This is a genomic window from Methanolobus sp., assembly GCF_030682845.1.
Lineage (GTDB): Archaea > Halobacteriota > Methanosarcinia > Methanosarcinales > Methanosarcinaceae > Methanolobus.
This window is the reverse complement of record NZ_JAUXNK010000050.1, coordinates 1-22259: the sequence shown is the minus strand read 5'-3', so window position 1 is coordinate 22259 and position 22259 is coordinate 1. Positions and strand designations below refer to the sequence as shown.

At 45.0% G+C, this 22259-nt stretch carries 24 protein-coding genes and 1 tRNA gene; 13 read left to right on the top strand and 12 right to left on the bottom strand.

Annotation, left to right across the window (positions count from 1 at the left end; translation table 11 throughout):
- On the top strand, window positions 1-447 hold a 447-nt coding region (locus tag Q8J68_RS06045; protein ID WP_305310636.1), incomplete at its 5' end, for a peroxidase family protein.
- Between the two features lie 365 nt (window positions 448-812).
- Here Q8J68_RS06045 and Q8J68_RS06040 read toward each other — a convergent pair.
- The 3 genes from Q8J68_RS06040 to rqcH all read right to left on the bottom strand — a co-directional run bounded on the left by Q8J68_RS06040 (window position 813) and on the right by rqcH (window position 5049).
- Entirely contained in the window at window positions 813-1391 is a 579-nt protein-coding gene (locus tag Q8J68_RS06040; protein ID WP_305310635.1) for an acetate uptake transporter, read from the bottom strand.
- 566 nt (window positions 1392-1957) lie between these two features.
- Window positions 1958-2998: an mRNA surveillance protein pelota gene (locus Q8J68_RS06035; RefSeq protein ID WP_305310634.1), complete on the bottom strand. Its 1041-nt coding sequence runs from the start codon at window positions 2996-2998 to the stop codon at window positions 1958-1960.
- Window positions 2999-3054: 56 nt separating this feature from the next.
- Entirely contained in the window at window positions 3055-5049 is a 1995-nt protein-coding gene (gene rqcH, locus Q8J68_RS06030; RefSeq protein WP_305310633.1) for a ribosome rescue protein RqcH, read from the bottom strand.
- A 214-nt stretch (window positions 5050-5263) separates the two neighbouring features.
- Between rqcH and Q8J68_RS06025 the strand changes: the two genes are divergently transcribed.
- The 10 genes from Q8J68_RS06025 to Q8J68_RS05980 all read left to right on the top strand — a co-directional run bounded on the left by Q8J68_RS06025 (window position 5264) and on the right by Q8J68_RS05980 (window position 12162).
- Window positions 5264-6523 carry an RNA-guided endonuclease TnpB family protein gene (locus Q8J68_RS06025; RefSeq protein WP_305310632.1) on the top strand — a complete coding sequence of 420 codons (1260 nt, stop codon included), beginning with the start codon at window positions 5264-5266 and terminating at the stop codon, window positions 6521-6523.
- A gap of 76 nt (window positions 6524-6599) precedes the next feature.
- The gene (priS, locus tag Q8J68_RS06020) at window positions 6600-7775 is read left to right on the top strand and encodes a DNA primase catalytic subunit PriS (RefSeq protein WP_305310631.1); all 1176 of its coding nucleotides are present in this window, start codon (window positions 6600-6602) and stop codon (window positions 7773-7775) included.
- Complete coding sequence (locus Q8J68_RS06015; RefSeq protein ID WP_305310630.1) at window positions 7762-8496, top strand: hypothetical protein; 735 nt, start codon at window positions 7762-7764, stop codon at window positions 8494-8496. The genes priS and Q8J68_RS06015 overlap by 14 nt, the downstream gene beginning before the upstream one ends.
- Window positions 8497-8521: 25 nt before the next feature.
- Window positions 8522-8800: a 50S ribosomal protein L44e gene (locus tag Q8J68_RS06010; RefSeq protein ID WP_015053157.1), complete on the top strand. Its 279-nt coding sequence runs from the start codon at window positions 8522-8524 to the stop codon at window positions 8798-8800.
- 5 nt (window positions 8801-8805) lie between these two features.
- Window positions 8806-8982: a 30S ribosomal protein S27e gene (locus Q8J68_RS06005; RefSeq protein ID WP_015053158.1), complete on the top strand. Its 177-nt coding sequence runs from the start codon at window positions 8806-8808 to the stop codon at window positions 8980-8982.
- Window positions 8983-8993: 11 nt separating this feature from the next.
- Window positions 8994-9791: a translation initiation factor IF-2 subunit alpha gene (locus tag Q8J68_RS06000; protein WP_305310629.1), complete on the top strand. Its 798-nt coding sequence runs from the start codon at window positions 8994-8996 to the stop codon at window positions 9789-9791.
- Between the two features lie 7 nt (window positions 9792-9798).
- Window positions 9799-9969 carry an RNA-protein complex protein Nop10 gene (locus tag Q8J68_RS05995; protein WP_305310628.1) on the top strand — a complete coding sequence of 57 codons (171 nt, stop codon included), beginning with the start codon at window positions 9799-9801 and terminating at the stop codon, window positions 9967-9969.
- On the top strand, window positions 9957-10736 hold the full coding sequence (locus Q8J68_RS05990; protein ID WP_305310627.1) for a proteasome assembly chaperone family protein: 780 nt from the start codon (window positions 9957-9959) through the stop codon (window positions 10734-10736). The genes Q8J68_RS05995 and Q8J68_RS05990 overlap by 13 nt, the downstream gene beginning before the upstream one ends.
- 9 nt (window positions 10737-10745) lie before the next feature.
- Window positions 10746-11987, top strand: coding sequence for a TIGR00375 family protein (locus Q8J68_RS05985; RefSeq protein ID WP_305310626.1), 1242 nt, complete (start codon window positions 10746-10748; stop codon window positions 11985-11987).
- A 59-nt stretch (window positions 11988-12046) separates the two neighbouring features.
- Window positions 12047-12162, top strand: a tRNA-Ser gene (locus Q8J68_RS05980).
- Window positions 12163-12232: 70 nt separating this feature from the next.
- On the opposite strand, the gene Q8J68_RS05975 is transcribed toward Q8J68_RS05980, so the two are convergent.
- Both Q8J68_RS05975 and Q8J68_RS05970 read right to left on the bottom strand, forming a co-directional pair.
- Window positions 12233-13018, bottom strand: a complete 786-nt coding sequence (locus Q8J68_RS05975) for a winged helix-turn-helix domain-containing protein (RefSeq protein WP_305310625.1) — start codon at window positions 13016-13018, stop codon at window positions 12233-12235.
- Between the two features lie 266 nt (window positions 13019-13284).
- On the bottom strand, window positions 13285-14010 hold the full coding sequence (locus Q8J68_RS05970) for a GerW family sporulation protein (RefSeq protein ID WP_305310624.1): 726 nt from the start codon (window positions 14008-14010) through the stop codon (window positions 13285-13287).
- A gap of 257 nt (window positions 14011-14267) precedes the next feature.
- Between Q8J68_RS05970 and Q8J68_RS05965 the strand changes: the two genes are divergently transcribed.
- A complete protein-coding gene (locus Q8J68_RS05965; RefSeq protein WP_305310623.1) occupies window positions 14268-15872 on the top strand; it encodes a PAS domain-containing sensor histidine kinase in 1605 nt (534 codons plus the stop codon).
- Window positions 15873-15937: 65 nt separating this feature from the next.
- On the opposite strand, the gene Q8J68_RS05960 is transcribed toward Q8J68_RS05965, so the two are convergent.
- The 3 genes from Q8J68_RS05960 to Q8J68_RS05950 are packed head-to-tail and all read right to left on the bottom strand — an operon-like array spanning window position 15938 to window position 18593.
- On the bottom strand, window positions 15938-16255 hold the full coding sequence (locus Q8J68_RS05960; protein ID WP_305310622.1) for a YbjQ family protein: 318 nt from the start codon (window positions 16253-16255) through the stop codon (window positions 15938-15940).
- A gap of 44 nt (window positions 16256-16299) precedes the next feature.
- Window positions 16300-18042 carry a sensor histidine kinase gene (locus Q8J68_RS05955; RefSeq protein ID WP_305310621.1) on the bottom strand — a complete coding sequence of 581 codons (1743 nt, stop codon included), beginning with the start codon at window positions 18040-18042 and terminating at the stop codon, window positions 16300-16302.
- Between the two features lie 38 nt (window positions 18043-18080).
- A complete protein-coding gene (locus Q8J68_RS05950; RefSeq protein WP_305310620.1) occupies window positions 18081-18593 on the bottom strand; it encodes a response regulator in 513 nt (170 codons plus the stop codon).
- A 148-nt stretch (window positions 18594-18741) separates the two neighbouring features.
- On the opposite strand from Q8J68_RS05950, the gene Q8J68_RS05945 reads away from it, so the two are divergent.
- A complete protein-coding gene (locus tag Q8J68_RS05945) occupies window positions 18742-19017 on the top strand; it encodes a MarR family transcriptional regulator (RefSeq protein ID WP_305310619.1) in 276 nt (91 codons plus the stop codon).
- Between the two features lie 49 nt (window positions 19018-19066).
- Here Q8J68_RS05945 and Q8J68_RS05940 read toward each other — a convergent pair whose 3' ends face one another.
- From Q8J68_RS05940 to Q8J68_RS05925, 4 genes are all read right to left on the bottom strand, one after another.
- Window positions 19067-19741 carry a sensor domain-containing protein gene (locus Q8J68_RS05940; RefSeq protein ID WP_305310618.1) on the bottom strand — a complete coding sequence of 225 codons (675 nt, stop codon included), beginning with the start codon at window positions 19739-19741 and terminating at the stop codon, window positions 19067-19069.
- A 125-nt stretch (window positions 19742-19866) separates the two neighbouring features.
- Window positions 19867-20103 (bottom strand): PLD nuclease N-terminal domain-containing protein, encoded by a 237-nt coding sequence (locus Q8J68_RS05935; RefSeq protein WP_305310617.1) that lies wholly within the window; start codon window positions 20101-20103, stop codon window positions 19867-19869.
- Between the two features lie 26 nt (window positions 20104-20129).
- Window positions 20130-21344, bottom strand: a complete 1215-nt coding sequence (locus Q8J68_RS05930) for an ABC transporter permease (protein ID WP_305310616.1) — start codon at window positions 21342-21344, stop codon at window positions 20130-20132.
- Between the two features lie 12 nt (window positions 21345-21356).
- A partial coding sequence (locus Q8J68_RS05925; RefSeq protein WP_305310615.1) for a COG1361 S-layer family protein occupies window positions 21357-22259 on the bottom strand: 903 nt, incomplete at its 5' end.

Below are 22259 nucleotides of genomic sequence, written 5' to 3'. Positions count from 1 at the left end.
TTCCGCAACTACCAGAAAGCCAAATACGCTGTATCGGCAGAGGAACTGCTGGTGGACCGGGCACAACTGCTAACACTGACCGCTCCTGAGATGACAGTTCTCATAGGCGGTATGCGCGTCCTGGATACCAATTTCGGACAGTCCCAACACGGCGTTTTCACCAAGCAGCCGGAGACGCTCACCAATGACTTTTTCGTGAATCTGCTTGACATGAGCACGGAGTGGAAGGCAACCCCGGAAGACAAAGACGTGTTCGAGGGTCGTGATCGCGCAACAGGCGAACTCAAGTGGACCGGTACCCGTGTCGACCTGATCTTCGGTTCGAACTCCCAGCTCCGGGCCCTGGCGGAAGTCTACGGATGTGAGGACTCCCATGAGAAGTTTTTGAACGACTTTGTAGCGGTGTGGAACAAGGTAATGAACCTTGATCGCTTCGATATCGCCTGATCGTAACATCAACTTCCTCCCATATAATGGCTGATGATCATTTGATCATAAGGTTCCTTTCAACATCGTGTGGGTAATTGAATCCACAGGGAAGCTTTCCCTTACGTGGGCATTTAGAGTAAAGGATTTATCAGCCTCTACATTCTTTTTTATATGATGCAATGCCCATAGATAAACTGAAGAGCATTTTCAGTATCATATGACAGTTAAAGGCATAAGAAACCAGATAGAGGTCTTCCAAATTCATCAAATGTCAAACAAAGAATCTTAAAAGAAAAAATGTCGGCCGGAAGAAAACCGGCCTTTTACTAGGTCAGTAGCCACCTGTGATGGTAGCTTTAAACTATTGAAATTCAATCGCTTATTTACTTCTCTGCCGGGCACAGACCTGGGCATTTCATATGACCGACTTCAGTCATGATTATTGCAACGGCCGTGTAGAGTGAGGCAAGACCAAGGAGAAGGGTTATTATACCAGCAACCATTCCGCCAATAAGGGCAATGCTGAAGAAAGTAAGGTCCAGCAGTATGAAAGTTATTATTATTGGCCATACGCCTATCTTAAAGGTTACGATTGTCAGCAGAGTTGCAATGATTCCCCAGACTATAAGGTACCAGAAGCCTGCAGATGCGCTCATGGCAGGCATTACGCCACCAAATATACCTATTGTTGTGGCTATCTGAATGAATGCCCAGGAGAACCAGAACAGTGCAAATGCGCCGAATGCGGATGCACCAAAAGTGTCACCTTTCTTCCAGAGTTCAATACTGGCAAACAACTGAGCGAAACCACCCAGGAATATTGCTGTTGAAACTACCATTACAGCGTCATCGAATATTCCCATGATCAATAATCCGAGGAATGTAGCTGCAAATCCCAGACCAAAGAAACCTAGTGGTGCCGGGCTTGCGGTTGTGTCTTTTATAATTACTTCTCCATCCATAGTTAATCACTTCCCTAACATATTTTTCGATAATTATTATCGTCTATTGATAATCCGGATCTATAATAATCCCGATATAACTGACATCAAAGGTCTCCAAAAAGAACGACCTGTAAATATTATTACTGTAACACATTCATTAGTATCGCTAAGTATCTATCACCAATGCTACCATTTACACCTCCTGATAAGGACTTTGGCAAAGTAGTATATATCATTTATGATTATGATGAAAAGGTAAAGTTAGCATTTAAGCATTATTTTGCATTCCAGACCATATTATACTTACATAATTAATATAAACTTATATTAAGGAATTATTTGGCAAAAGGAGAGCTAATGCATACCAATTTAAAGTAAAATAGTATGATAATATAAATATATATATTAAAAGGTACCGTTTGATAGCACTTGTGAATGATTTGCGCACAACCCCTCCGAAATGTTTATTAAGTAGAATCAATTAATTGCTTAAGTTTGAATACCCTAGGCACTGCTAAAAGAGACCTTTCAGGCGATAATCCTTGTTCGACTATTCAAAATGCATTCATGATGAACATCATCGATCATATCTTGAATCGCAGGAGTGCAGCAATGCCCCCGAGTGCAAGAAGCTTGTGCCCGGGCTCAAATATCGTACTGAAGATGACTATCCTTCCCTGAGAATGTTCAACGGACTGGAGGAAAGAATCAATATCGCCTTTTTCCCTTTCCTCACGCAGGAACTCATCGGCTACGAGCAGAGTATCAATGGATCCGTAGTCCTGAGCGACTTTAACTTCATCTATCCCATAAGCGACTTTACCGGATGTGGCTATCTCCTTTAGCAGTCCTTCCATTAGCAGAGACTCGCGGGCTATACGTGACTCTTCTGTTATCCTGTCCACGGCGCCCCTTCTGAGAACCTCCTGAAAGCCGGACATGCCAATGGATGAAGTGTCTTCCACAAGGGATCGTGAAGCCAGTTCCGGCTGCTTTGACTGCAAGTACTTCATGAAGTCCTCTTTCGTAAATCCAGGACCTGCAACAACTATTGCCTCAGAACCTGGCGCTGCGTGTACCAGCTGGTCGACTATCTCATGGAAGAAAACATCCCGCAAAGAAACCTCTCCCTTGCCGGAAGATTGGGAAATATGAGAGTACACCTCTATGCCATAGTGGCGTACAAGACCGATATCCGCATCCCCTTCCTCAACAGCTACCAGTACCACCCTCGGGCGCTTTGAAGCGGCCTCAGCTTCATCAATACGCTCGAACTGGTCCTTTTTCCAGGTTTTAATGATGGAGAGATTCGTACCTTCCTCAATATTGAATGTGTGATGCTGCCCGGTATCCATTCCATGCTCGATGACTCCATGTACTCTCAGCCTGTTGGAGAACCTGTGGAACTCAAGCCCATTAACTCTAAGCCCAAGCCGGACATTCTTCTTCTCCACTTTCTCAGGCCTCAGCTTATCAGCTGCAGTATCAGCCTTCCTTTTTGTCAGGGAAAAGACGAGGTCGCCATTCTCTATTATATACTTCAGGTGCCACAGGTCATCAAGAGTTTCAGCTGTAACAGATATTTCGCCTTCCCGGCCCCTTAGATTTCTGTTTGTGACACGCATAGGAATACCAGATTAAACAAACATCATCGATCTATCAAATAGGAATATACCGGACATCATACTTTAATGTCGGACTCTCCCGGCGGAAGCATCATGGCTATCCTGTCAGGAGAAGCTATCTGCTTGACGAAGTTGACCTCCTTCAGAGTGTCGACATACATCTTGTATACTTTTTTTGCGATATCGTTCTGATTGAATTTGCCGGGGATCAGTTCTATAACATGCTGCCCATGCTGCCGGACTGCAGATACGGGGCCACCTATTACGCGTGTTTCCGCTCCAAGCTCCAGAGCCACTGCCATACCAACCTGCACATCGCGGAAATAGTTGCGTTCCCCGCGGATGATGAAAGCACCCTTTTTCACATATTCACCCGATTCTGGTGTCTTTGATACCTGCTCAGGCAATACCCAGTAGCAATCCCCGCTGAACTGTCCGGATTTCCATACGCTGGAATAGGACACTACGAACTGTGCCGCCTCCATGAGCGTCTGTTCGGTCACCGGCTTGCCCTGGGCTTTTACTATTGTCATGGGTGCACCCGGATCCTGGGTGTGGAAGACTACGTCACTCTTATCCATATACTTCTTTACAAGCTCTTCGTTGGTTTCTGCATCTCTTCCGCCGACAACAAGGAACCCTTCGGAAGAATAGAACCACCTGAAACGATCGTACCAGTGCTTTTTCATGTGCACCTTACGCTTGTTGCCAGAAACTTTCCTCTCTTTCTTCTGCATTGCAACTTTGGTGTCCTCAATAGCCCTGATAGCGCCTTCTTTTTTCCGGGTCAGCTTTTTAGCCTTCTCATAATATGACTGGGCGTTCTGGGGAATTGTCAGCTTGATATCTACGGTTGCTTTAGTGCCATCAAGGTCAAGCACTATCCTGCCGGTGGCTGAATCGATACTGCTTATGCTCTTTGCGGCAGGGACAGTTTCTTTTGCCCCTTTGAGAATGGACTTGATCTCGTCCCATGAGTAGCCATTCTGACGTGCCTTCTCAAGGACCCCGATCACCTCTTCTATAACCTGGTAGTGGGCGTATATCTTCTCTGCGACATCTACATGCCTTTCCGCTTCCCTGCCGAAGTTCCCTATAGCTTCTTCCTGCTTTCTCAGGCGCCTTTCAAATACATCCACCTTTTCCTTCTTGACAGCCTCGACAACCTCTGTGACCTCTTCAGCAGCTCTTTTTCCGAAGAAGCCGTCAAGCGCTTTGTTGAACGAAGGAAAGACTTCCTTCTCAAGACCTGCATGTGTCTTCAGCTCAAAAGGAGCTACATCGAATGGCTGAACCTCACCCTTGATTTCCTTTTTAACGATATAAGGACTGAGTTCGCCTTTAATGAGCGGGGAAAAGAGTTCCCTGAGAGCACGTACAATGCTTGCGATACCTTCCGAATTCATGTCCTTTGCGACTGTTTTCTTGTCAATTCCGGCGCGGAAACATACCTCTTCGGCCAGGACACCACCCAGATTGAACCTGTTAGCGATGGTGCGCACCACATCTGCATCCGAGGAGGAGAACACATCCGCAAGGTCCTTTTCACCTGCTTCCACCGGACTTAGCTGGGCTTCCGGGTACTGGTAGACCTCTCCGCTGCGTATCTTCCTGCCCTTGAAGGTGACAGGTTTCATTGGAAGGATGATCTTGCGCTCCGAATCCAGCAAGACTATGTTGCCCGGTGAGAAAAGCTCTGCAACCAGCACAGTCTCCACGCCTCCACGAACCATCCCAAACTCCATGATCCTGTCAAAATCATACTGCCTCACATAAGTGATGCGTCCCGCAAAGATATGCTTCCTCAGAAGCATCGGGAAAGAGTGAGGTATCTTAGGACTCTGGCGTATATGCTCGCTCAGGTGGGCACGTTTGCCTGCCTCGATAACAAGGTTATCCTTGCCTTTATTGTAAACAAATAGATTAATACGCAACTCTCCGGCCACAGGCTGGTAGATCTTGCCTATCTTAGAATCGATGATAGAGTTCTCTCCGGAACTCAGTTCAAACACCAGGGCAGCAACATCTGCACTTGTCATTTCCTGCTTCATCGGGGACTATAACGTGAATGAAGACTATAAGTTTTATCATACTGGAGCAAGAAGACCCAGTATTCATACTCGCATTAAATCAAAGATCTAATGGGAGTTTCATCTCTTTGAAATGAAAAAGGTGGATGAATTGCGTCCCAAAACAAAAAAAGCATATATCTCATGTAACCATATAATATTACAACGTAATTAGTTCTCAACCAAGTGATTTCTGATGAAAAAAGGCAATGTATACCGAATCTATCCTGACAAGGAACAAAGAACTTTGTTAGAGCAGCATTTTGGTGCGGTTCGATTCGTTTACAACCGTTCTTTGTTCATCAAGAACCTTATGTATAAAAAGTTCGGGACCAGTTTAACTGAAGTTGATTTGAATAACAACATGACAAATCTCAAGGAACATTTTCAATGGTTGAATGATATCAATTCTCAATCATTACAGCAAGCCAACCGGAATTTGTTGACTGGATTCAAGAATTTCTTTGAAGGAAATGGTTCCTATCCAACCAGAAAAAATAAGAAAAGCAATCATTTTTCGTTTCAGGTTCCTCAAAATTACCAGATCAACCGGACAACTTCCCAGATATACCTTCCAAAGATTGGCTGGATGAAGATTGTTATTCATCGTGATTTTCTGAGCAAGGAATTCATCGGGAATAACCTTGTAACCAAAGAGATTAATGGTGATATTATCCTTGATCAGAAATTAAACAAGGAATTTAAGGTTCTCAAGACGTTAACTGTTTCCAGGACATCAGCTGGAAGGTATCATGTCAGTATTCTGATTGAAGACCATGAACTTTATCCAGAACCTGAATCTTTTACGGAGGAAACAACCGTTGGAATTGATGTAGGAATCAAATCCTTTGCTACTCTTTCAACTGGAGAAGTAATTGAAAATCCTAAGTTCCTGAAAAGGTCATTGAAAAAACTCGTCAAATTACAGAGGAATGTATCCAGAAAACAAAAAGGTTCGAAGAACAGGAAAAAAGCTGTTGCCAGACTTGCAAAACACCATCAGTTAATAGCCAACCAGAGAAATGATTTCCAGCATAAGGTCTCAGCAATGATTATTCGCGAAAACCAAGCTCTTGCTATTGAAGATCTGAATGTAAAAGGAATGATCAAAAATCATTGTTTAGCTCAAAGTATCAGTGATGTAGGTTGGTCTGGATTCATTAACAAGTTAACCTATAAAGCAGAATGGTTCGGTAAAACTATCCTGAAAATTGGCAGGTTCGATGCATCATCAAAATTGTGTAATGTTTGCGGATACAAGTTCAAGGAATTAACTCTTGATATCCGGGAATGGGAATGTCCTTCCTGCAAAACGTTGCATGATCGAGACAAAAATGCAAGCATCAACATTAAGAAAATCGCATTGAATAACTTAAACACCGCAGGAACTGCGGAAAGAGCCTATGGACTTACTGAAAGAAGTCAGAAGAACGAAGTAGGAAGCCTCCCGTTTTAACGGGAGGTAGTTCACGACGGATTAAATCAATTAAGACTATTCAAAAAATGTAAGACTTCCGGAGAAACCTGCACATATGGATGAGAGAACACGGGCTTTTATTGTATCGAAATTCCAGGACTACTATTCAACGGCACAGCTCACACTGCCGCCTGAGTTCACCTCAAGGGAATGGGGATTCCTTGAGTTTGGCAGCGCCGACGACGTTTTCATGAAGCGCCACAGGGATTTCGGGTCAGAGGGAGAATTATATGATTACCTCCGGGGAATGGCCCCTGCCCATGCATATTACTCCGTGGCCTACTACGAATATCCTGGTGCCCCAAAAATGAAAGAAAAAAACTGGCTCAAAGCTGACCTGATATTCGACATAGACTCAGACCACCTTCCCGGCAAGATAAACTCCTACGGCGACATGCTTGAGAAGGGAAAAAAGGAAACTCTTAAGCTGCTCGACTTTCTTATCACTGATTTTGGCTTTGATGAGAGCGCCGTACATGCAGTGTTCTCCGGAGGAAGGGGTTATCACTTCCATATCAGTGACCCTTCGGTACTCTCACTGGAAAGCCCGGAGAGACGGGAAATAGTTGATTATGTCAGTTCGAAGGGTCTGGATCTTGAGCGCATCTTTACTACGAAGGAGATATCAGGGGATGCGGGTACAGAGTCGGCAAAAATGTCAATGTTCGTTGCAGAGGACGATGGCGGGTGGAGCAGCAGGATTAACAGATATCTCATATCATATCTATCGTCCCTGGCAAAAAGTCCCAATGCAATGGAGATACTGACAGGTTTCAAAGGCATCGGAGAAAAAACCGCAGGTAACCTGATAGATGTGTTTAAGGATGAACACAAAGTCGCCGCCCTGAAAAGAGGGAACATTGACGCACTGAGAAACATCAGGAAGGGTGTGCTTGAAACAATTGTCAGTCATGGTATCAGCCAGATGGCGGCATGCGTCGACGAGCCTGTCACCGCAGATATAAAGCGTCTGATACGCCTGCCGGGTTCCCTTCACGGAAAATCGGGGATGAAGGTCACAGCGCTCAGGATAGACGAACTGGAGATGTTCGAGCCCCTTAACGATGCCGTTGTTTTCGGGGATAAATCGGTAAAGATAAAAGCAATCAAGCCTTTTGCTGTGCAGATGAAAGGAAAGGACCTTATGGTCGAGGAAGGCTTGCAGGAAGTTCCGGAGTATGCGGCAGTGTACCTGATATGCAGAGGTGTGGCGGAATATGGATCGCACTGAGCTTACCGACACTCTCAGAGAAGAGAGGAGCTCTTCACTGAAGTCAGTAAATGCTGATTTTTACCATAAGGTGGAAGAGTACATAACGGAACTTGAAGAGGAGATAGCCCAGCTTAGGAACCCGCGCTCAGTGGAGGCAAAGATACTGGAGGACGAACTCCAGAACGCCACAACCGCCGTTGAGCTTATTTTCATGCGCCGCATAAAAAAGATCATTGGCAGCGCCACAACCAATGCTTTTTCCAGCAAATCGACCATACAGGACATGGGAAAACTACTTCCGCAGGAGAAACAGGTTTATGAAGCTGTCCTTTCTGCAATCAACAATGCCCGCAGGGAAATGCTCGAGCCAGTGATCAACCCGCACATATCTCCTGCAGGCGAGAAGGGAAAAGAACATATCCCTTTAGTGAGTACGAGAAACAGGGAGAACCGGGCGGCCAATACTTTAAAAGGACAAGATACAGTTCCATTGACCATTCCAAGGACAGAAATTGCTACTACAGATGTTGCCCCGGAAACTGAAGAGAAAGACGACATAGCCAAAAGTAATATAAATAAGGAATTCGTTGTTGTGCGAATACTGGAAAACGTGCCTACTTTCAAGGCTATGGATAATCGCAATTATACATTGTGTGCAGAAGACGTTGTTGTTTTACCTGCCCTTAATGCAAAGGGACTCGTTAAACGCAACGCAGCACAGGTTATCACAGATAATTGACTTAAACTTATTTAAGGTGTAGATAATGAAGATCCCGAAGAGAGTCAGAACATATTGCCCTTCATGCAAGAAACACACTGAGGTAGTTGTGGAAAGAGTGAAGAAGGGAAAAGCATCGTCTTTGACACATATTGCAAGGCAGAAGAAGCGCCAGACAGGTATCGGTAACACCGGTAAATTCTCAAAGGTCCCTGGTGGAGACAAACCCACCAAGAGGATATGGCTCAAGTACAAGTGCACTGAGTGCAACAAAGCACACCAGAGACCATGTTTCAGAGCAAAGAAGTTCGAATTCGCGGAGTGATTTAAATGAACAAACCCAAGAGCAGATTCTTACGTGTAAAGTGCAACGACTGCGAGAACGAGCAGGTCATCTTCGGCAGTGCAAGCCGAAAGGTCACATGCCTTGTCTGCGGAAGGACACTTGCAGAGCCAACAGGCGGCAAATCCACGATAACGACACATATCCTTGAAGTCCTTGAATAAAGGGGTCCATAATGGAACAGAACAATTGGCCAGAGATCGGAGATTTCGTTGTCTGTACCGTAAAGGATGTAACTGACTTCGGTGCGTATACGACACTTGAAGAGTACGATGGGAAAGAAGGTTTCATCCATATCTCCGAAATCAAGGCCGGGTGGGTCAAGTACGTACGGGACCATGTGAGAGAAGGGCAAAAGATAGTCTGCAAAGTTCTCAATGTGGACTCATCCCGTCGTCACATCGACCTTTCCCTTAAAGATGTTAACGAGCATCAGAAGCGCGCAAAGATCCAGGAATGGAAGAGCGAGCAGAAAGCAACTAAGTGGCTTCAGTTTGTGGCAGAGGAAACCGGCACTAGTGAAGATGAGATGCAGAAGGCTGCTCAGAAGCTGACAGAAAATTTCGGCACTCTTTACTCAGCTTTTGAAGAAGCTGCAATGATCGGTGCCAACGCATTCAACGAGATCAAGCTGAAGAAGAAGCTTGTTGCCAGTATAGTCCAGATAGCCCAGAACAACATAAAACTGCCTTATGTAGATATTGCAGGATATGTTGACCTGACATCCATCCTTCCTGAAGGAATAGACATCATAAAGGAAGCTCTTATGGCGGCTAATGCTATCGAGGAAGAGAACGTGAGGCTGGACATCACTTACACAGGTGCACCCAGATACCGTATCAAAGTGATAGCGCCAGACTATAAGAAGGCTGAGGCCGTGTTGAAGAGAGCTGCAACAATGGCTGTCACTACTATCGAAGAGCTTGGCGGAAAGGGAGAATTCCACAGGCATAACGACACAGTAAAGGCGTGATGTTCTTTTGGGACTGAAGATCTACAGGTGTAAGAACTGCGGAAGGTATACTCTCGAGGGAACGTGTCCTGCTTGCGGATCAATAGCTGTGGACCCCAGTCCTGCAAAATTCTCTCCAAAGGATCCATACGGGAAATATCGCAGATTGGCAAGGAAGGATGAGATATGCAGGAGATAAAAGTAATTCGACTGAAGGATGAGCTTCAACTGAGAGAACCAATATTCCTTGTAGGCCTCCCGGGTGTGGGTCATGTTGGAAAGCTGGTTGCTGAGCACATTATTGAAGAGCTCGATGCCGAGAAAGTGATCGAGATATACTCACATCATTTTCCTCCGCAGGTCCTTGTTGACGAGAACAGCGAAGCTCACCTGGTCAACAATGAGATGTATATCTGCAGTACAGATGAATCGGATATCCTTATCCTGGTAGGCGATCACCAGAGTGCCACAGCCGAAGGACACTACCAGCTTTGCGATCTGTATCTTGACATTGCAGAAGAGTTAGGAGTCAAAAGGATATACACTCTTGGCGGTTTCCCTACGGGGCAACTGACATATTCTGAAGAGGTTCTCGGAGCAGTTAATAATCCTGACCTTAAAGAAGAGCTGCAGAGATCAGGAGTGGTATTCAGAGAGAACGAACCCGGCGGAGGCATCATAGGCGCTTCCGGTCTGCTCCTTGGATTGAGCAAATTCAGGAAAATGGATGCTGCATGCCTGATGGGGCTTACTTCCGGATACCTTGTAGATCCCAAGAGTGCACAATCACTTCTAAAGGTCATATGCAAGTTATTTACGATAGAGATAGATGAAGGTCCTCTTGAAGAAAGGGCAAAGGAAATGGAGAAGATTGTTGCAAGGCTTAAGGAGGTCGAGCAGCAACAACAGCAGCCGACTATACCACAAGCCACAATAAGGGACGAGGATCTGCGATACATCGGTTGAAGAGGTTTGATGATCATCAACGCAGATCTCCATCTGCATTCTAAGTACTCAATGGCCTGTTCAGGCAAAATGGACCTCCCAACCATAGCACAAGAGGCTGCAAAAAAAGGCATAGATCTGGTCGCGACCGGGGACTGCATACACCCCCAATGGATGAAAGAGATAAGGGATGCTACGGTCGATGATGAGAACATTGCCCTGGGAAAAACTACTTTTACACTTACAACAGAGATCGAGGACAATCACCGTGTCCATCATCTTTTGATACTTCCTTCCATATCCAAAGCTCAAGAGCTTGCAGAAAAAATGGCCAGGCACGGCAACCTTTCTTCTGACGGGCGCCCCACTGTTCGCCTTAACGGGGCAGAGATAGCTGAGATAGCCAGGGACATCGGAGCTCTGATCGGACCCTGTCATGCCTTTACCCCCTGGACTGCAATGTATGCTTACCATGATTCCCTGAAAAGCTGTTATGGAGACATGACTGATTATGTATCGTTCCTGGAACTTGGCCTGAGCGCAGACAGTGACTATGCAGACCGCATAAGCGAACTCCACAGGTTGACCTTCCTTACTAATTCCGATGCGCATTCCCCTGTTTCCAACAAGCTTGCAAGAGAATTCAACAGGATGGAAGTTCCTGACATGTCTTTTGAAGGGCTCAGGAAAGCAATCCTCAGACAGGACAATTACCGGGTCATAATGAACGTAGGATTCTATCCCCAGGAGGGAAAGTATAACGAGTCTGCCTGCATCAAATGCTTCACCCACTACTCACTGGAAAAGAGCGTTTCAAGCAAATGGAAATGCAGCGTTTGCGGAGGGCGTATCAAGAAAGGAGTATATGACAGGGTCAATGAGCTTGCAGACCTTCCGCGACCCATCCATCCTGACCACAGGCCTCCGTATGTGCATCTGATGCCTCTCTCTGAGATCATCATGATGGCTCTTGGACATGCCAGTATCAATACCAAAGGAGTGCAGGATGCATGGAACACACTTCTTGGCAGGTTCACAGACGAGCTGCAGGTACTCCTCCATACACAGCCACAAGACATGGACTTCGTGGATAAGAGAATCGTTGATGCCATAATTGCTTTCAGAGAAGAGAAGGTCATTCTCCATCCGGGAGGCGGCGGCCAGTATGGACATATCGAACTACCTCCGGATATGGGCACAGCCATGACAGCAGGAAAAGAAGATGATGGCAAAGGAAGCAAAAAGAGCCAGAGCTCCCTGTTTGATTTCTGATTTTCAGCTTATGAAAGCTCGATACCTATATAATATATAACAGCCTTCAAACACTGCGTGCCGAGGTGGCAGAGCGGACTAATCCGACGGCAAAGCGGCCCCGGAGTCCAAACGCGACCGGCTCGAGACCGGTTTCTCTGAAAAGAGTGCTTGGGTTCAAATCCCAACCTCGGCGTATAAATAATAACTACATCTGATATTGCTACTTGCTTTTTCCTGATGCTTTGGAAGTGGAACAGGACATCTTAAATCTCAGTTAATAGCATGGAATCCTGCAGGTAATAGTTAAAGAGCTCTTTTCCCCATTCCACTGAACCAGGACTTTGACAGATCAGCTGTTTGTGGTCATAAGTATCATTTTTAGTCAGCAGCTTCAGTACAATACATGTGTCATTTACTTTAAATGATACGAAATGCATCTTTTGTGGATATAGATAAAGTGCAACCTGCCTGTCATTTACGAGCTTTTGCAGTTCGTCATAGTTATCCCTCTTGACTTTTTCAAGGAGGAAGGGATCAAAGATCAATGACAGGTTCACTCCATTGTTTATCATATCCCCGAACAGGTCAGGAAAACTAGGGTGAAGACTGGCCGCGACCATGCCGAATGATTTTGAGCATGTAGATGCTTCATGAGCCTCTTTGTTATAGTCGTAGATATCTGAAAAACGAGGTTGTATCACAGTACATGAATTAACTTCATGCAGCTTTTTCAGCAAAGAAGGAGGGATAAAATCCAGTTTCCGGTCCAGCCAGTAACTTTCAGCAGTATTAATAAATTCCTCAAAATCCAAAAGAAGTTTCAATTCCCCTGCAATTAACTCCCCGATACGAGTCAGCCTGTAAATCCCGTTTTCCCCTGCTATGAGACAACACTCTTCAAGCATTCCAATGACAGAGTTAAGTTGTTCTTTAGTCGTTCCCATGGATATTGTAAGCCCATCAAGACCAGTTGGACATTCATCCAGAAATAAAAGTAAAGACCTGCTTTCTTTCGATGCAATTACTGCTTGAAGTGGTGTTTTACTCATTCAAGTGTGCCCCATTGCAAATATAATCGACTTTTTGGAGTATTTTTCCGGAGAATATTATGAAGATAAATGAATACCTTACGCCAACTCCGCTCCTCCAGAGAAGGGAGGTTCTTTTTCCTATTTATAGATTATTAAGCTAATATTAGCTTACTGATATAATCACTAATGATATTGTTAATGTTAATTGAAAAGAAAACGGTTATCACTAAAACATAAACCGATAAAAAGTGCACTTCGAAACAGGATAAGTTGGCGAGGGGAGTTTATGCTCCTCCCCTGCCACCGAAGGACTGGCTGCTTCCACCTGAGCCACCTTCTTCCATTGATCGGCTTCCAAAGGCCTGCTTGTTCTCTTCAGAGAGTTCTTTCTCACCAAATGGCTGACTGCTTTCGCTTTCAGACTCACCTTCAGCCTTTCCTCTCAGGTCTTTTGCTTTTTTACTTATCTCTTCAGCACCATGCCTGACCTTTTCAGCCATCGAGCCTTCCTCAGGCTGCATATCCCTCACTCTCTGGCTTATCTTTTCTGCGCCCTCTTTGACCCTCTCGGTCATCGAGCTTTTTCCTTCCTCAGACCGCTTCTCCCGCCTTTCCCGGATCTTTTTATTAACATCCTCGGCCATGTGGGTGCCAGCTTCCTTTACCCTGGATGCGGCATAAGGCAGTCTGCTTGCCAGTTCCGGGATCACATCGATAATACTATTGAAACTGCTTCTCCCTGACAATGTAAGCAGACGGACATCTTCTTCAGAGATCACGACAAAACCAATGGGTTCCATATTGACCCCGGCATATCCTCCGCCAGCGTACCCTTTCTGGCCGCTTTCCTGATGATTCTCCCCGCCTGCACTCCCAAAGCCTGCAGAGACTTTCATGATCGGCATTATGGTCTTCCCTTCAAATGTAGTGGGTTCACCTATCAATGTCTTGGTATTCACTATGCACTCAGTTTCGTGAGTTATTTCTTTGATTATTTCATCTAACCCCATATTTACTCCCCATTTATACAAAGTGTTTTTTGTATAATAGTTGATTATGTCCCTCATAGTTTAAAAGTGAATCTGCGATATGAGATAAAATTTAGCCCGTGTCCAAAAATAAACACACAGACAAACTCATAAGTTAACATTTCTGCAAGAATGGTTAACTCTGCTTATGTAATAAACAATTTGTAGAATTCTCACAAAACTTAAGTACTTCAAAATTATATAAATATATAAACAGACAATATGGATTTTTCATAGATATGAATACTAAAAATACTACCCTGAATAAAGAAAATACAAATGAGAAACGAACAAATGCATATCTCCGATCAAGAGTCCGGCAGCTTAGCGAAGAGCTCGATATTACGAAAAAAGAGCTTGCCAAAACCCAGGATTTCTACAAGGAGCGCCTGGAGAATCTTAATGACGTAGTTTTTAGTATTGACAACGAAGGTATATTCACTTATCTAAATTCTGCCATTGAAAATATGACCGGCTATAAAAAGGAAGAAGTCATTGGGACACCATATACACGGTATGTGCATCCGGAGGACCTTCCCGGGCTCCTGGAAGACATTAAGAGGACTATCGCCGGTGAGAGAAAACCCTACATGTTCCGTGTCATGAAAAGATCAGGAGACATCAGCTATGTGCATACTACATCCCGTCCCATAATACACGATGGAAAAGTTACAGGTATAAACGGCCTGATGGTAGATATCGCCCAACTCAAGCAAGTTGAAATGAATCTTCGCAAAGAAAGGGATAAAGCCCAAAAGTACCTTGATGTTGTAGCCGTCAGCATACTTGCGACAGACAGGGATGGACGCATCATACTGATAAACAAAAAAGGTTGTGAGATCCTTGGATACGATGAAAGCGAGCTTGTAGGGAAGAACTTTTTCAATGCGATCCTGCCGGAAGATATCAGGGAAAACGCAAGAGAAGAATACCGGAAATTAATGGAAAAAGAAACAACCCTAAATGCATGTTTTGAATCACCCGTCCAGACAAAGGATATGGAGATAAGGACATTTGAATGGAACAATATACTGCTCAAGGACGATAGCGCAAACATACAGGGACTACTGGCTTCAGGTAACGATATAACTGACAGGAAAAAATCTATAAAAGCACTTTTGATGGCAAAAACCCTTTCAGACAATGCTGTCCAGATGAAAAAGGATTTTATAACTACCATGAGCCATGAACTGAGAACTCCTCTCAACCATATCATAGGCTATTCTGACATTCTTTGTAAAGGTGACCTTGGGCCTCTTAATACCGAACAGAAGAGATGCATGGACATTGTCAGCAGAAGCGGAGGACGGCTGTTGATGCTCATTAACGCTGTTATAGAGCACTCCCAGATTGATCAGGGAAAGATTAAAACGGAGAAAAAAGAGTTCCTTCTCCTACCTGTTATCAAGAACATAGAAGCTTCTGCAATGCCACTGGCAAAAAAGAAAAATATCGACCTGCATATTATTTTGGAAACGGAGATAAGAAAGATATATTCCGACGAAAGTAAATTCAAAACAATTCTTTATGACCTTATCAGCAATGCGGTTAAATTCACTCAGGAGGAAGGCAAGGTCAGCGTAAAGTTCACTTCAATAAATGAAGGAAACCTGACAGTCATTGTTGAAGATACGGGCATCGGCATCTCCACAGAGGACCAGAGCAAGCTGTTCAAACCTTTTTCCCAGATCGACTCATCCCTTACAAGGAATTTTGACGGAGTCGGGCTTGGGCTATACATTGCAAAAGAGTTTGTGGAAATGCTTGGAGGTAGCATACAACTGGAAAGTGAACCGGGGAAAGGGAGTACTTTCACATTCATTATCCCTGTTAACAGATGTTAAAGGGCACAGTGGACATTGAATTGTTTAGCCCCCTTCCCAATACAAGGACTTAAAGAAAAAGGAGTTCACCCTTTCCTTATCTTAACAGCTGTTCCATAGGCTAGCAGCTCGGCGGCTCCTGCCATGGTCTGTGATGTCGTGAACCTTACATTCACAACTGCATCAGCGCCCATCTTCCTGGCTTCCTCCACCATCCGGTCATAAGACTCTTTCCTGGCCTGGGAAAGCATATCTGAATAGCCTTTAAGTTCTCCCCCTATTATATTCTTCAGGCCTGCTGCAATATCGCTTCCTATATGTTTGGCGCGGACAGTATTTCCAAAAACTACGCCAAGTATTTCCAGTTCTTTACCTTCTATCCCATCGGTTGTTGTTACTAACATGTTACACCTCTTAAATTAAATAATTCTGACATTAATAGTGGATTTTAAATCCCTGCCTTCTTCAGCGTGACGATGAATCTGCTGCCTATACCAGGCTCACTTTCAACCCTTATCGAGCCATTCATACCTTCAACCAGACCTTTTGTGATTGCAAGACCAAGACCACAGCCCCCTGCAGTGCGGGTTGATGTGCTGTCTATCTGGTAGAACTTATCGAATATATGTTCCGCATGGGACGGATCAATGCCTATACCCGTATCGCTGACAATTACTTCGATGTTATCACCGGACTCTTGTGCAAGAACAGTTACACTCCCGGCTCTTTGAGTGAACTTGACAGCGTTGTTCAGCAGATTGACAAATATCTGGATGAGCTTATCCCGATCCGCAAGGACTGCCGGAAGGGACCGGGGTATATCTACTCCGAGGGCAACTCCTTTGCTCTCAGATAAACGGTGGATGTTCTCAATGGAATGGTCCAGAACCTCCTGCAGGCTCACAGGTTCCATATTGAATTTCATCCTGTTGGATTCGATCCTGGAAATATCCAGCAGATCATCGACAAGTCTTGCCTGCCTGTCAACATTGCGTACTATGAGTGCAAGCAATTGATTCCTGACAGCAGGGTCGCACCTGTCCTCCAGCAGGAACTCACTTGAAGTCTTCATGGCAGTCAGGGGAGTTTTGAGCTCATGCGAGACCATGGACAGGAACTCATTCTTCAACCCGTCAAGCTCCTTGAGCTTTATATTCACAGCAGTCAGTGATTCATTAGACTCCTGAAGTTCGCGGGTCTTTTTCTCAACTTCCCTCTCAAGAGTCTTATTCCAGTTAAGAAGAATGATATATACCTGGGAACTCACAAACAGGATGAAAAGCACAGAGACAGCTGCAACGGTGAACAGTTTCACATAGACAGAGAGAATAATATCATCAACAGCATCACCCGGACTGGTGAGTCCCACGGACCACCGCTGGTTGTACCAGTTTACAGGAGAATAGGAAACCAGCACATATTCACTGCCATCCGGAGTTTCCTGCCAGTATTTACCATTGCCCATCATTCCCCTCATCTGCGCATCAAGGATATGCAGACGATCGGTGTCATTCTTATCCGTATGGTCAAGATAATTTGTGCCTTTCTCATAAGTGGCGGACTGGTCGTAGAGTATCATGCCTTTATCATTCACAATATAGACATAATTACTGCTGTCTGAGGTTGTTTCAAATTGCTTTATGATATTCTCATCCGAAACGATCCCGAGGATAGAACCCCTGAACTGTCCGTTCTCAAATACAGGGACCCATGCATAAGCTCCAAAAATACCCTCCATCGTGCTCACAGGTTCGGATATATAAACCTGGCCTGTGTCCCTGACATGTTCAAAGGCCCAGGTCATATTGTTAGAATAAAGGTTGAAACCGAGAGGCACATTTTCCACAGGATAGCCCGAAACGACCGTGCCATTTACGTCGATGAATTCCAGCACGTAGTAAATATCTGCGACTTCATATACCGTTTCGAATTCAGACATGAACAGATCTTCAGGAACCCCCTGCTGCTTCTGTGCCACCACCTCCAGCAGCAGCACTCTTTCGTTGAGCAGTTCCCCGATGGAGTACGAGACATATTGAGTAAGGATGAGTTGCTGGGTCTGGTATTGTTCTTCCACAATGGACCTCACCTCAACATTGGCCTTCATCCATAGAAAAAAGATAGAACCAATCAGTAGCAGCACTATAACTGCAAAGACTACAAGACTCCATCTGTTTTTTTTGTTCCACATAAGATCGGGATGTAAATAGATGAGCTGGAAAAAGAGATTCAGATAATGCCTCTTCTGAGCACTATCCTGATACGGGCCTTCAGTTCCTTAAGATTGAAAGGCTTTGTAACATAGTCATCTGCGCCCAGTTCAAGCCCTTCCACTTTATCGTCTACCTCTCCTTTTGCGGTCAGCATTATAATAGGTATATGCATGGAAGCCGGGTCAGCTTTAAGCAGCTGGCATACTTCAAAACCATCCATACCTGGCATCATAATGTCAAGAAGAATTATGTCAGGATTTTCAGACTTTGCTTTTCTGATGCCTTCATATCCGTCAAGGGCCTCTATAACATTATAGCCCTCTGCTTCAAGCGCTACCTTGAGTGCGGTTGATGCGTCGATCTCCTCATCTACAATAAGAATTTTCTCACGGGTATCGGACAGGAAAGATATCCTCTCCCTGATAAGGTTTTTATCCAGTCCAAGTGACCTGGCAATCTCCTGATCAGTCATTTGAGGATTCTGCTCCATCAGTGCCAGAATCTTCGGGTCAATGTTTTCAGTATTCATGGTGATACTACCCAAGCTATGAATAAGTATAGCAGGATAATGCTATTAAAACCTTTCCAAATATCAAAGAGTTGTATGTTAATTAGACCTGTCGTCCAAATTAAAGAAAGTCTTATAACCCATCAATGAATATCTAAGGTACGATACAATGGATGCACTGGAAGAGATATTTGGAAAGACAGCCCAGATGACCGTTCTGAAAAACCTGATACATCATCAGAATGAATCAACTTATCTTTCAGGGATAGCAGAGGAAACCGGCCTGTCCCATTCCAGTGTGGCAAGAGTTATCGCTCCTCTTATCAAAACAGGAATCGTTCTTGAGAAACCCCTCGGGAAACAAATACGCACTTTCCGCCTGAACCTTGATAATGAGAAAACGCATCTTATCCTTGATTTTTACAACAGGCTGAACGAAAGATAATCCATTCTAAGGATTATTAGGCTCCAGAATATCAGACAGGATAATATTCTCACAATTCCTGCAACGTGGGGTCATCTTTTTTCTGTGAAACCCCAAGCATTAATACTGCAAACCTTCCAGAGAGCTTTGCAAGGAAGTTCATGGTATGCAGAGATAACAATCCTACCGGAATGCCTGTAAAAAAAGCCGCCAAAGATAACGTTAATGCATAGCGAGGCCCATCTAAAAGCAAAGAGTAGCCGGCATAATACATTAACGGTGACATCAACAGGAACAAGGTCAGTATAACCATAAAAGCCGCTACTGCAAGCGAAAATATCCCCATGGGGAATTTCATGAGCAGGAACAACAGTGCTTTCCACGTAACAGGATTCCTTAACCTGGCCATCCACCTGTCAAGCAGGCTACCTGCTTCAAGCTGCTCGCGGGACATCGGAGGCATCTTCAGACCAAGCAGCCATTCGGCAAGCTGGCGTTCAAAGGATGCCATTTCCCACCAGGCAAGGAAAACAAGCAAAAGAATAGGGATACCTATCCAGATACCCACCAGATGGAAACCCAGTGACAAACCTGTGATAAGGAATACAAAGTAAGCTGTACCAAGAGGGAATGTGAACAGCAGATAGAGTATATTCATATAGGTCTGCTTTTTGAAAGCTACGGCTACAAATTCACTTACATACAATTGTGCTAAACCGAGTGCTGTGTTACTTCTCTTAAGCATTTTATCCATCCATATATGTGGCAGAGATATGCTGGCGGCGCGGCACATCATCTGCTTCACCTTCCCTGGGCACATCCTGGCAGAAGGCAGGCCGCATCCAGCATACTCTGCAGAGATCCTGCTCTTTATTCCCCGAACTCAAGTATACGCTTTGGTCTTCTGACCAGGAAGTAGATCAAGGCACCAAGCAGGTGCGTGAATATGATGATCAGTATCCAGATCAGCTTGTCATTGCCTGATGAGGGCTCTTTTGTCGCGCAATCGATGAGCATCCATATCCAGAAAAGGGTCCCGATGATGCCCACCCCAAAGAAGAGGAAGAACATCAGAAAGGGAAGCCCTATATATAACATATCGAACATTTTACCTCCATTATTTTTTGAATCTTTTACTCATGCCTCAGAGCATCTACTGGATTCATCTTTGCGGCCTTGTTTGCAGGATAGACACCCGCGACAAGTCCTACGACAATAGATACTGCCACTCCGATGAAGATCATATCCAGAGGGAACACATGAGGCATGCCCATCGCGCCGACAACCACGTAAGCGCCGATAACTCCTAGTGCTGTGCCAAAGATGCCACCGATAAGACCTACAACCATGGATTCCACAATGAACATGGAGAGAACCTCATGGTTCTTGTAGCCGAGCGATTTCATAATGCCTATCTCACTGGTCCTCTCGGTTACCGTTACCAGCATGATGTTCATGATACCGATCGAGCCAACTATCAGCGATATCAGCGCAACAGCCGTCAGCAGTGATCCGAGTGCTCCTGATAACTGATCGACCTGCTCCAGTATTTCCTCCTGGTTGAGAAGGGAATAAGGTTTAGCATCTTCGTTATCCAGGTCACGTGCCGGGACTCCGAGGTTCCTGGCAAGCCTGCGATCCACTTCATCAGTTACGCCGGAAATGCTTTCCATGCTCTCTGCGGCGGCAAAGAAACCCCAGTAATAATTCTCTCCCATTATCTCATTCATAGTGGCAATGGGAATGAATATCCTCACGTCGGGTTCAATACCACTCTGGACGAATGAGGTCTGCGGGCTTGATATTATGCCTTTTACCTTGAACTTCTGGGTAACAACTTCCCCGTTAGCTTTCACAAAGGTCATCTCAATGGTATTCTTCTCGGAGATGAACCTGTCAAATTTCTCGTATGCAACATCATGTCCCAGTACTGCCACGTACTTGTCATTGTCAGTGAGGAAACTTCCTGATTCCATCTGGATATTTGCTACTTCCTCATAGTCTTCTGAGACACCCTGCACAGCTATCTGCCGGATAGTGGAAATATACTTGACCTCTGCCACCTGCTGGCTGACAGGGGAAACACCCGTTATCCCAGGCGTGCCCCTCACCAGCTCAAGCTCGTTATCATGAAGCAGATTGGAAGTTTTGCTCTCTATTATAATGAAATTATTGCCTACCGAACCTATCTCTTCGGTGAAGTACTGGCTAAAGCTTGCCCCAAGGGAGACATTGGCTATGACCGCGGCAACGCCTATGACTATTCCAAGCGTTGTCAGGGCCGAGCGCATTTTTGCGCTTCCAATGCTGCCAAGAGCTATCCGTACTGATTGTTTCAGGCTCAGCATAAGGCATACCCATCATTTATTGCTCTGTTTCTTGCGCCTGTAGAGAACCATTCCGGGAAGACCTAACAACAACACCAGTCCGATAGCTGTGACTGCAAGAGTGCCGGTATTGCTATTGCTTTCCTGCACGGTACTGGCATTACGTGTGCCGACCTGATTGCTGTGGCTGTTCATGCCATTCCTGTAATCGACCTCAATAGACAAAGGAACTGAGGATCCGGTGCCGGTACTCCGGGCTTTGATCTGGATAGTGAAAAGCTCATCAGAACTCATGGAACCGATATAGTATTCCTCGGGAGAGAACTCGAGATTATCCGACACCAGCCTGACACTCACTGAATTGAGAGTATTGGGATGACTGTTGGCCACATCAAATTCAAAAACACCTTCTCCATTGGTGATGATCAGTGGCTTGGAAGGGATGACCTTGATAGCAGATGAATCTACCTTGACAGGTATCCTCCAGTTGTTATTGTATGCATGGGAGTTACCGACCATGTAGAAATCCAGATAGTAAGTCCCATCCTCGACACTATCATCTATCCTGATATTATAGTTAAGAGTGATAGAATCACCCGGACCTATGACACCTGTGCCTGCATAAGTGTCACTGATGACCGTGATCCCGTCAGTTCCCCTCAGAGTCGCGGACTGGACCCTGGCGTTGGTGTCATAGTCCTTCCCGTCAATTGTAACAGAGCTGGTTGTGGCTGTATTCTTAAGAGTTAAGCTCACAGTGCCCCTGTCACCTGGAATAAAGACTGCCGGTTCGCTGGATATATCGCTAAGCTGGATAGTACCCTTGCTGTCAAAAGTATTGGAACCTACTCTGAGGTCAACTGTCTTTTTGAACCAGGCATCCCCGTCGTCTGCCTTATAGAAAATATCTATGCTGCCGGTGCCTACCTTAGCATT

Coding starts and splice junctions, on each gene's coding strand:
- Q8J68_RS06040 (WP_305310635.1), bottom strand. CDS start 1,391: ATGGATGGAGAAGTAATTATAAAAGACACAACCGCAAGCCCGGCACCA.
- Q8J68_RS06035 (WP_305310634.1), bottom strand. CDS start 2,998: ATGCGTGTCACAAACAGAAATCTAAGGGGCCGGGAAGGCGAAATATCT.
- rqcH (WP_305310633.1), bottom strand. CDS start 5,049: ATGAAGCAGGAAATGACAAGTGCAGATGTTGCTGCCCTGGTGTTTGAA.
- Q8J68_RS06025 (WP_305310632.1), top strand. CDS start 5,264: ATGAAAAAAGGCAATGTATACCGAATCTATCCTGACAAGGAACAAAGA.
- priS (WP_305310631.1), top strand. CDS start 6,600: ATGGATGAGAGAACACGGGCTTTTATTGTATCGAAATTCCAGGACTAC.
- Q8J68_RS06015 (WP_305310630.1), top strand. CDS start 7,762: ATGGATCGCACTGAGCTTACCGACACTCTCAGAGAAGAGAGGAGCTCT.
- Q8J68_RS06010 (WP_015053157.1), top strand. CDS start 8,522: ATGAAGATCCCGAAGAGAGTCAGAACATATTGCCCTTCATGCAAGAAA.
- Q8J68_RS06005 (WP_015053158.1), top strand. CDS start 8,806: ATGAACAAACCCAAGAGCAGATTCTTACGTGTAAAGTGCAACGACTGC.
- Q8J68_RS06000 (WP_305310629.1), top strand. CDS start 8,994: ATGGAACAGAACAATTGGCCAGAGATCGGAGATTTCGTTGTCTGTACC.
- Q8J68_RS05990 (WP_305310627.1), top strand. CDS start 9,957: ATGCAGGAGATAAAAGTAATTCGACTGAAGGATGAGCTTCAACTGAGA.
- Q8J68_RS05985 (WP_305310626.1), top strand. CDS start 10,746: ATGATCATCAACGCAGATCTCCATCTGCATTCTAAGTACTCAATGGCC.
- Q8J68_RS05975 (WP_305310625.1), bottom strand. CDS start 13,018: ATGAGTAAAACACCACTTCAAGCAGTAATTGCATCGAAAGAAAGCAGG.
- Q8J68_RS05970 (WP_305310624.1), bottom strand. CDS start 14,010: ATGGGGTTAGATGAAATAATCAAAGAAATAACTCACGAAACTGAGTGC.
- Q8J68_RS05965 (WP_305310623.1), top strand. CDS start 14,268: ATGAATACTAAAAATACTACCCTGAATAAAGAAAATACAAATGAGAAA.
- Q8J68_RS05960 (WP_305310622.1), bottom strand. CDS start 16,255: ATGTTAGTAACAACAACCGATGGGATAGAAGGTAAAGAACTGGAAATA.
- Q8J68_RS05955 (WP_305310621.1), bottom strand. CDS start 18,042: ATGTGGAACAAAAAAAACAGATGGAGTCTTGTAGTCTTTGCAGTTATA.
- Q8J68_RS05950 (WP_305310620.1), bottom strand. CDS start 18,593: ATGAATACTGAAAACATTGACCCGAAGATTCTGGCACTGATGGAGCAG.
- Q8J68_RS05945 (WP_305310619.1), top strand. CDS start 18,742: ATGGATGCACTGGAAGAGATATTTGGAAAGACAGCCCAGATGACCGTT.
- Q8J68_RS05940 (WP_305310618.1), bottom strand. CDS start 19,741: ATGCTTAAGAGAAGTAACACAGCACTCGGTTTAGCACAATTGTATGTA.
- Q8J68_RS05935 (WP_305310617.1), bottom strand. CDS start 20,103: ATGTTCGATATGTTATATATAGGGCTTCCCTTTCTGATGTTCTTCCTC.
- Q8J68_RS05930 (WP_305310616.1), bottom strand. CDS start 21,344: ATGCTGAGCCTGAAACAATCAGTACGGATAGCTCTTGGCAGCATTGGA.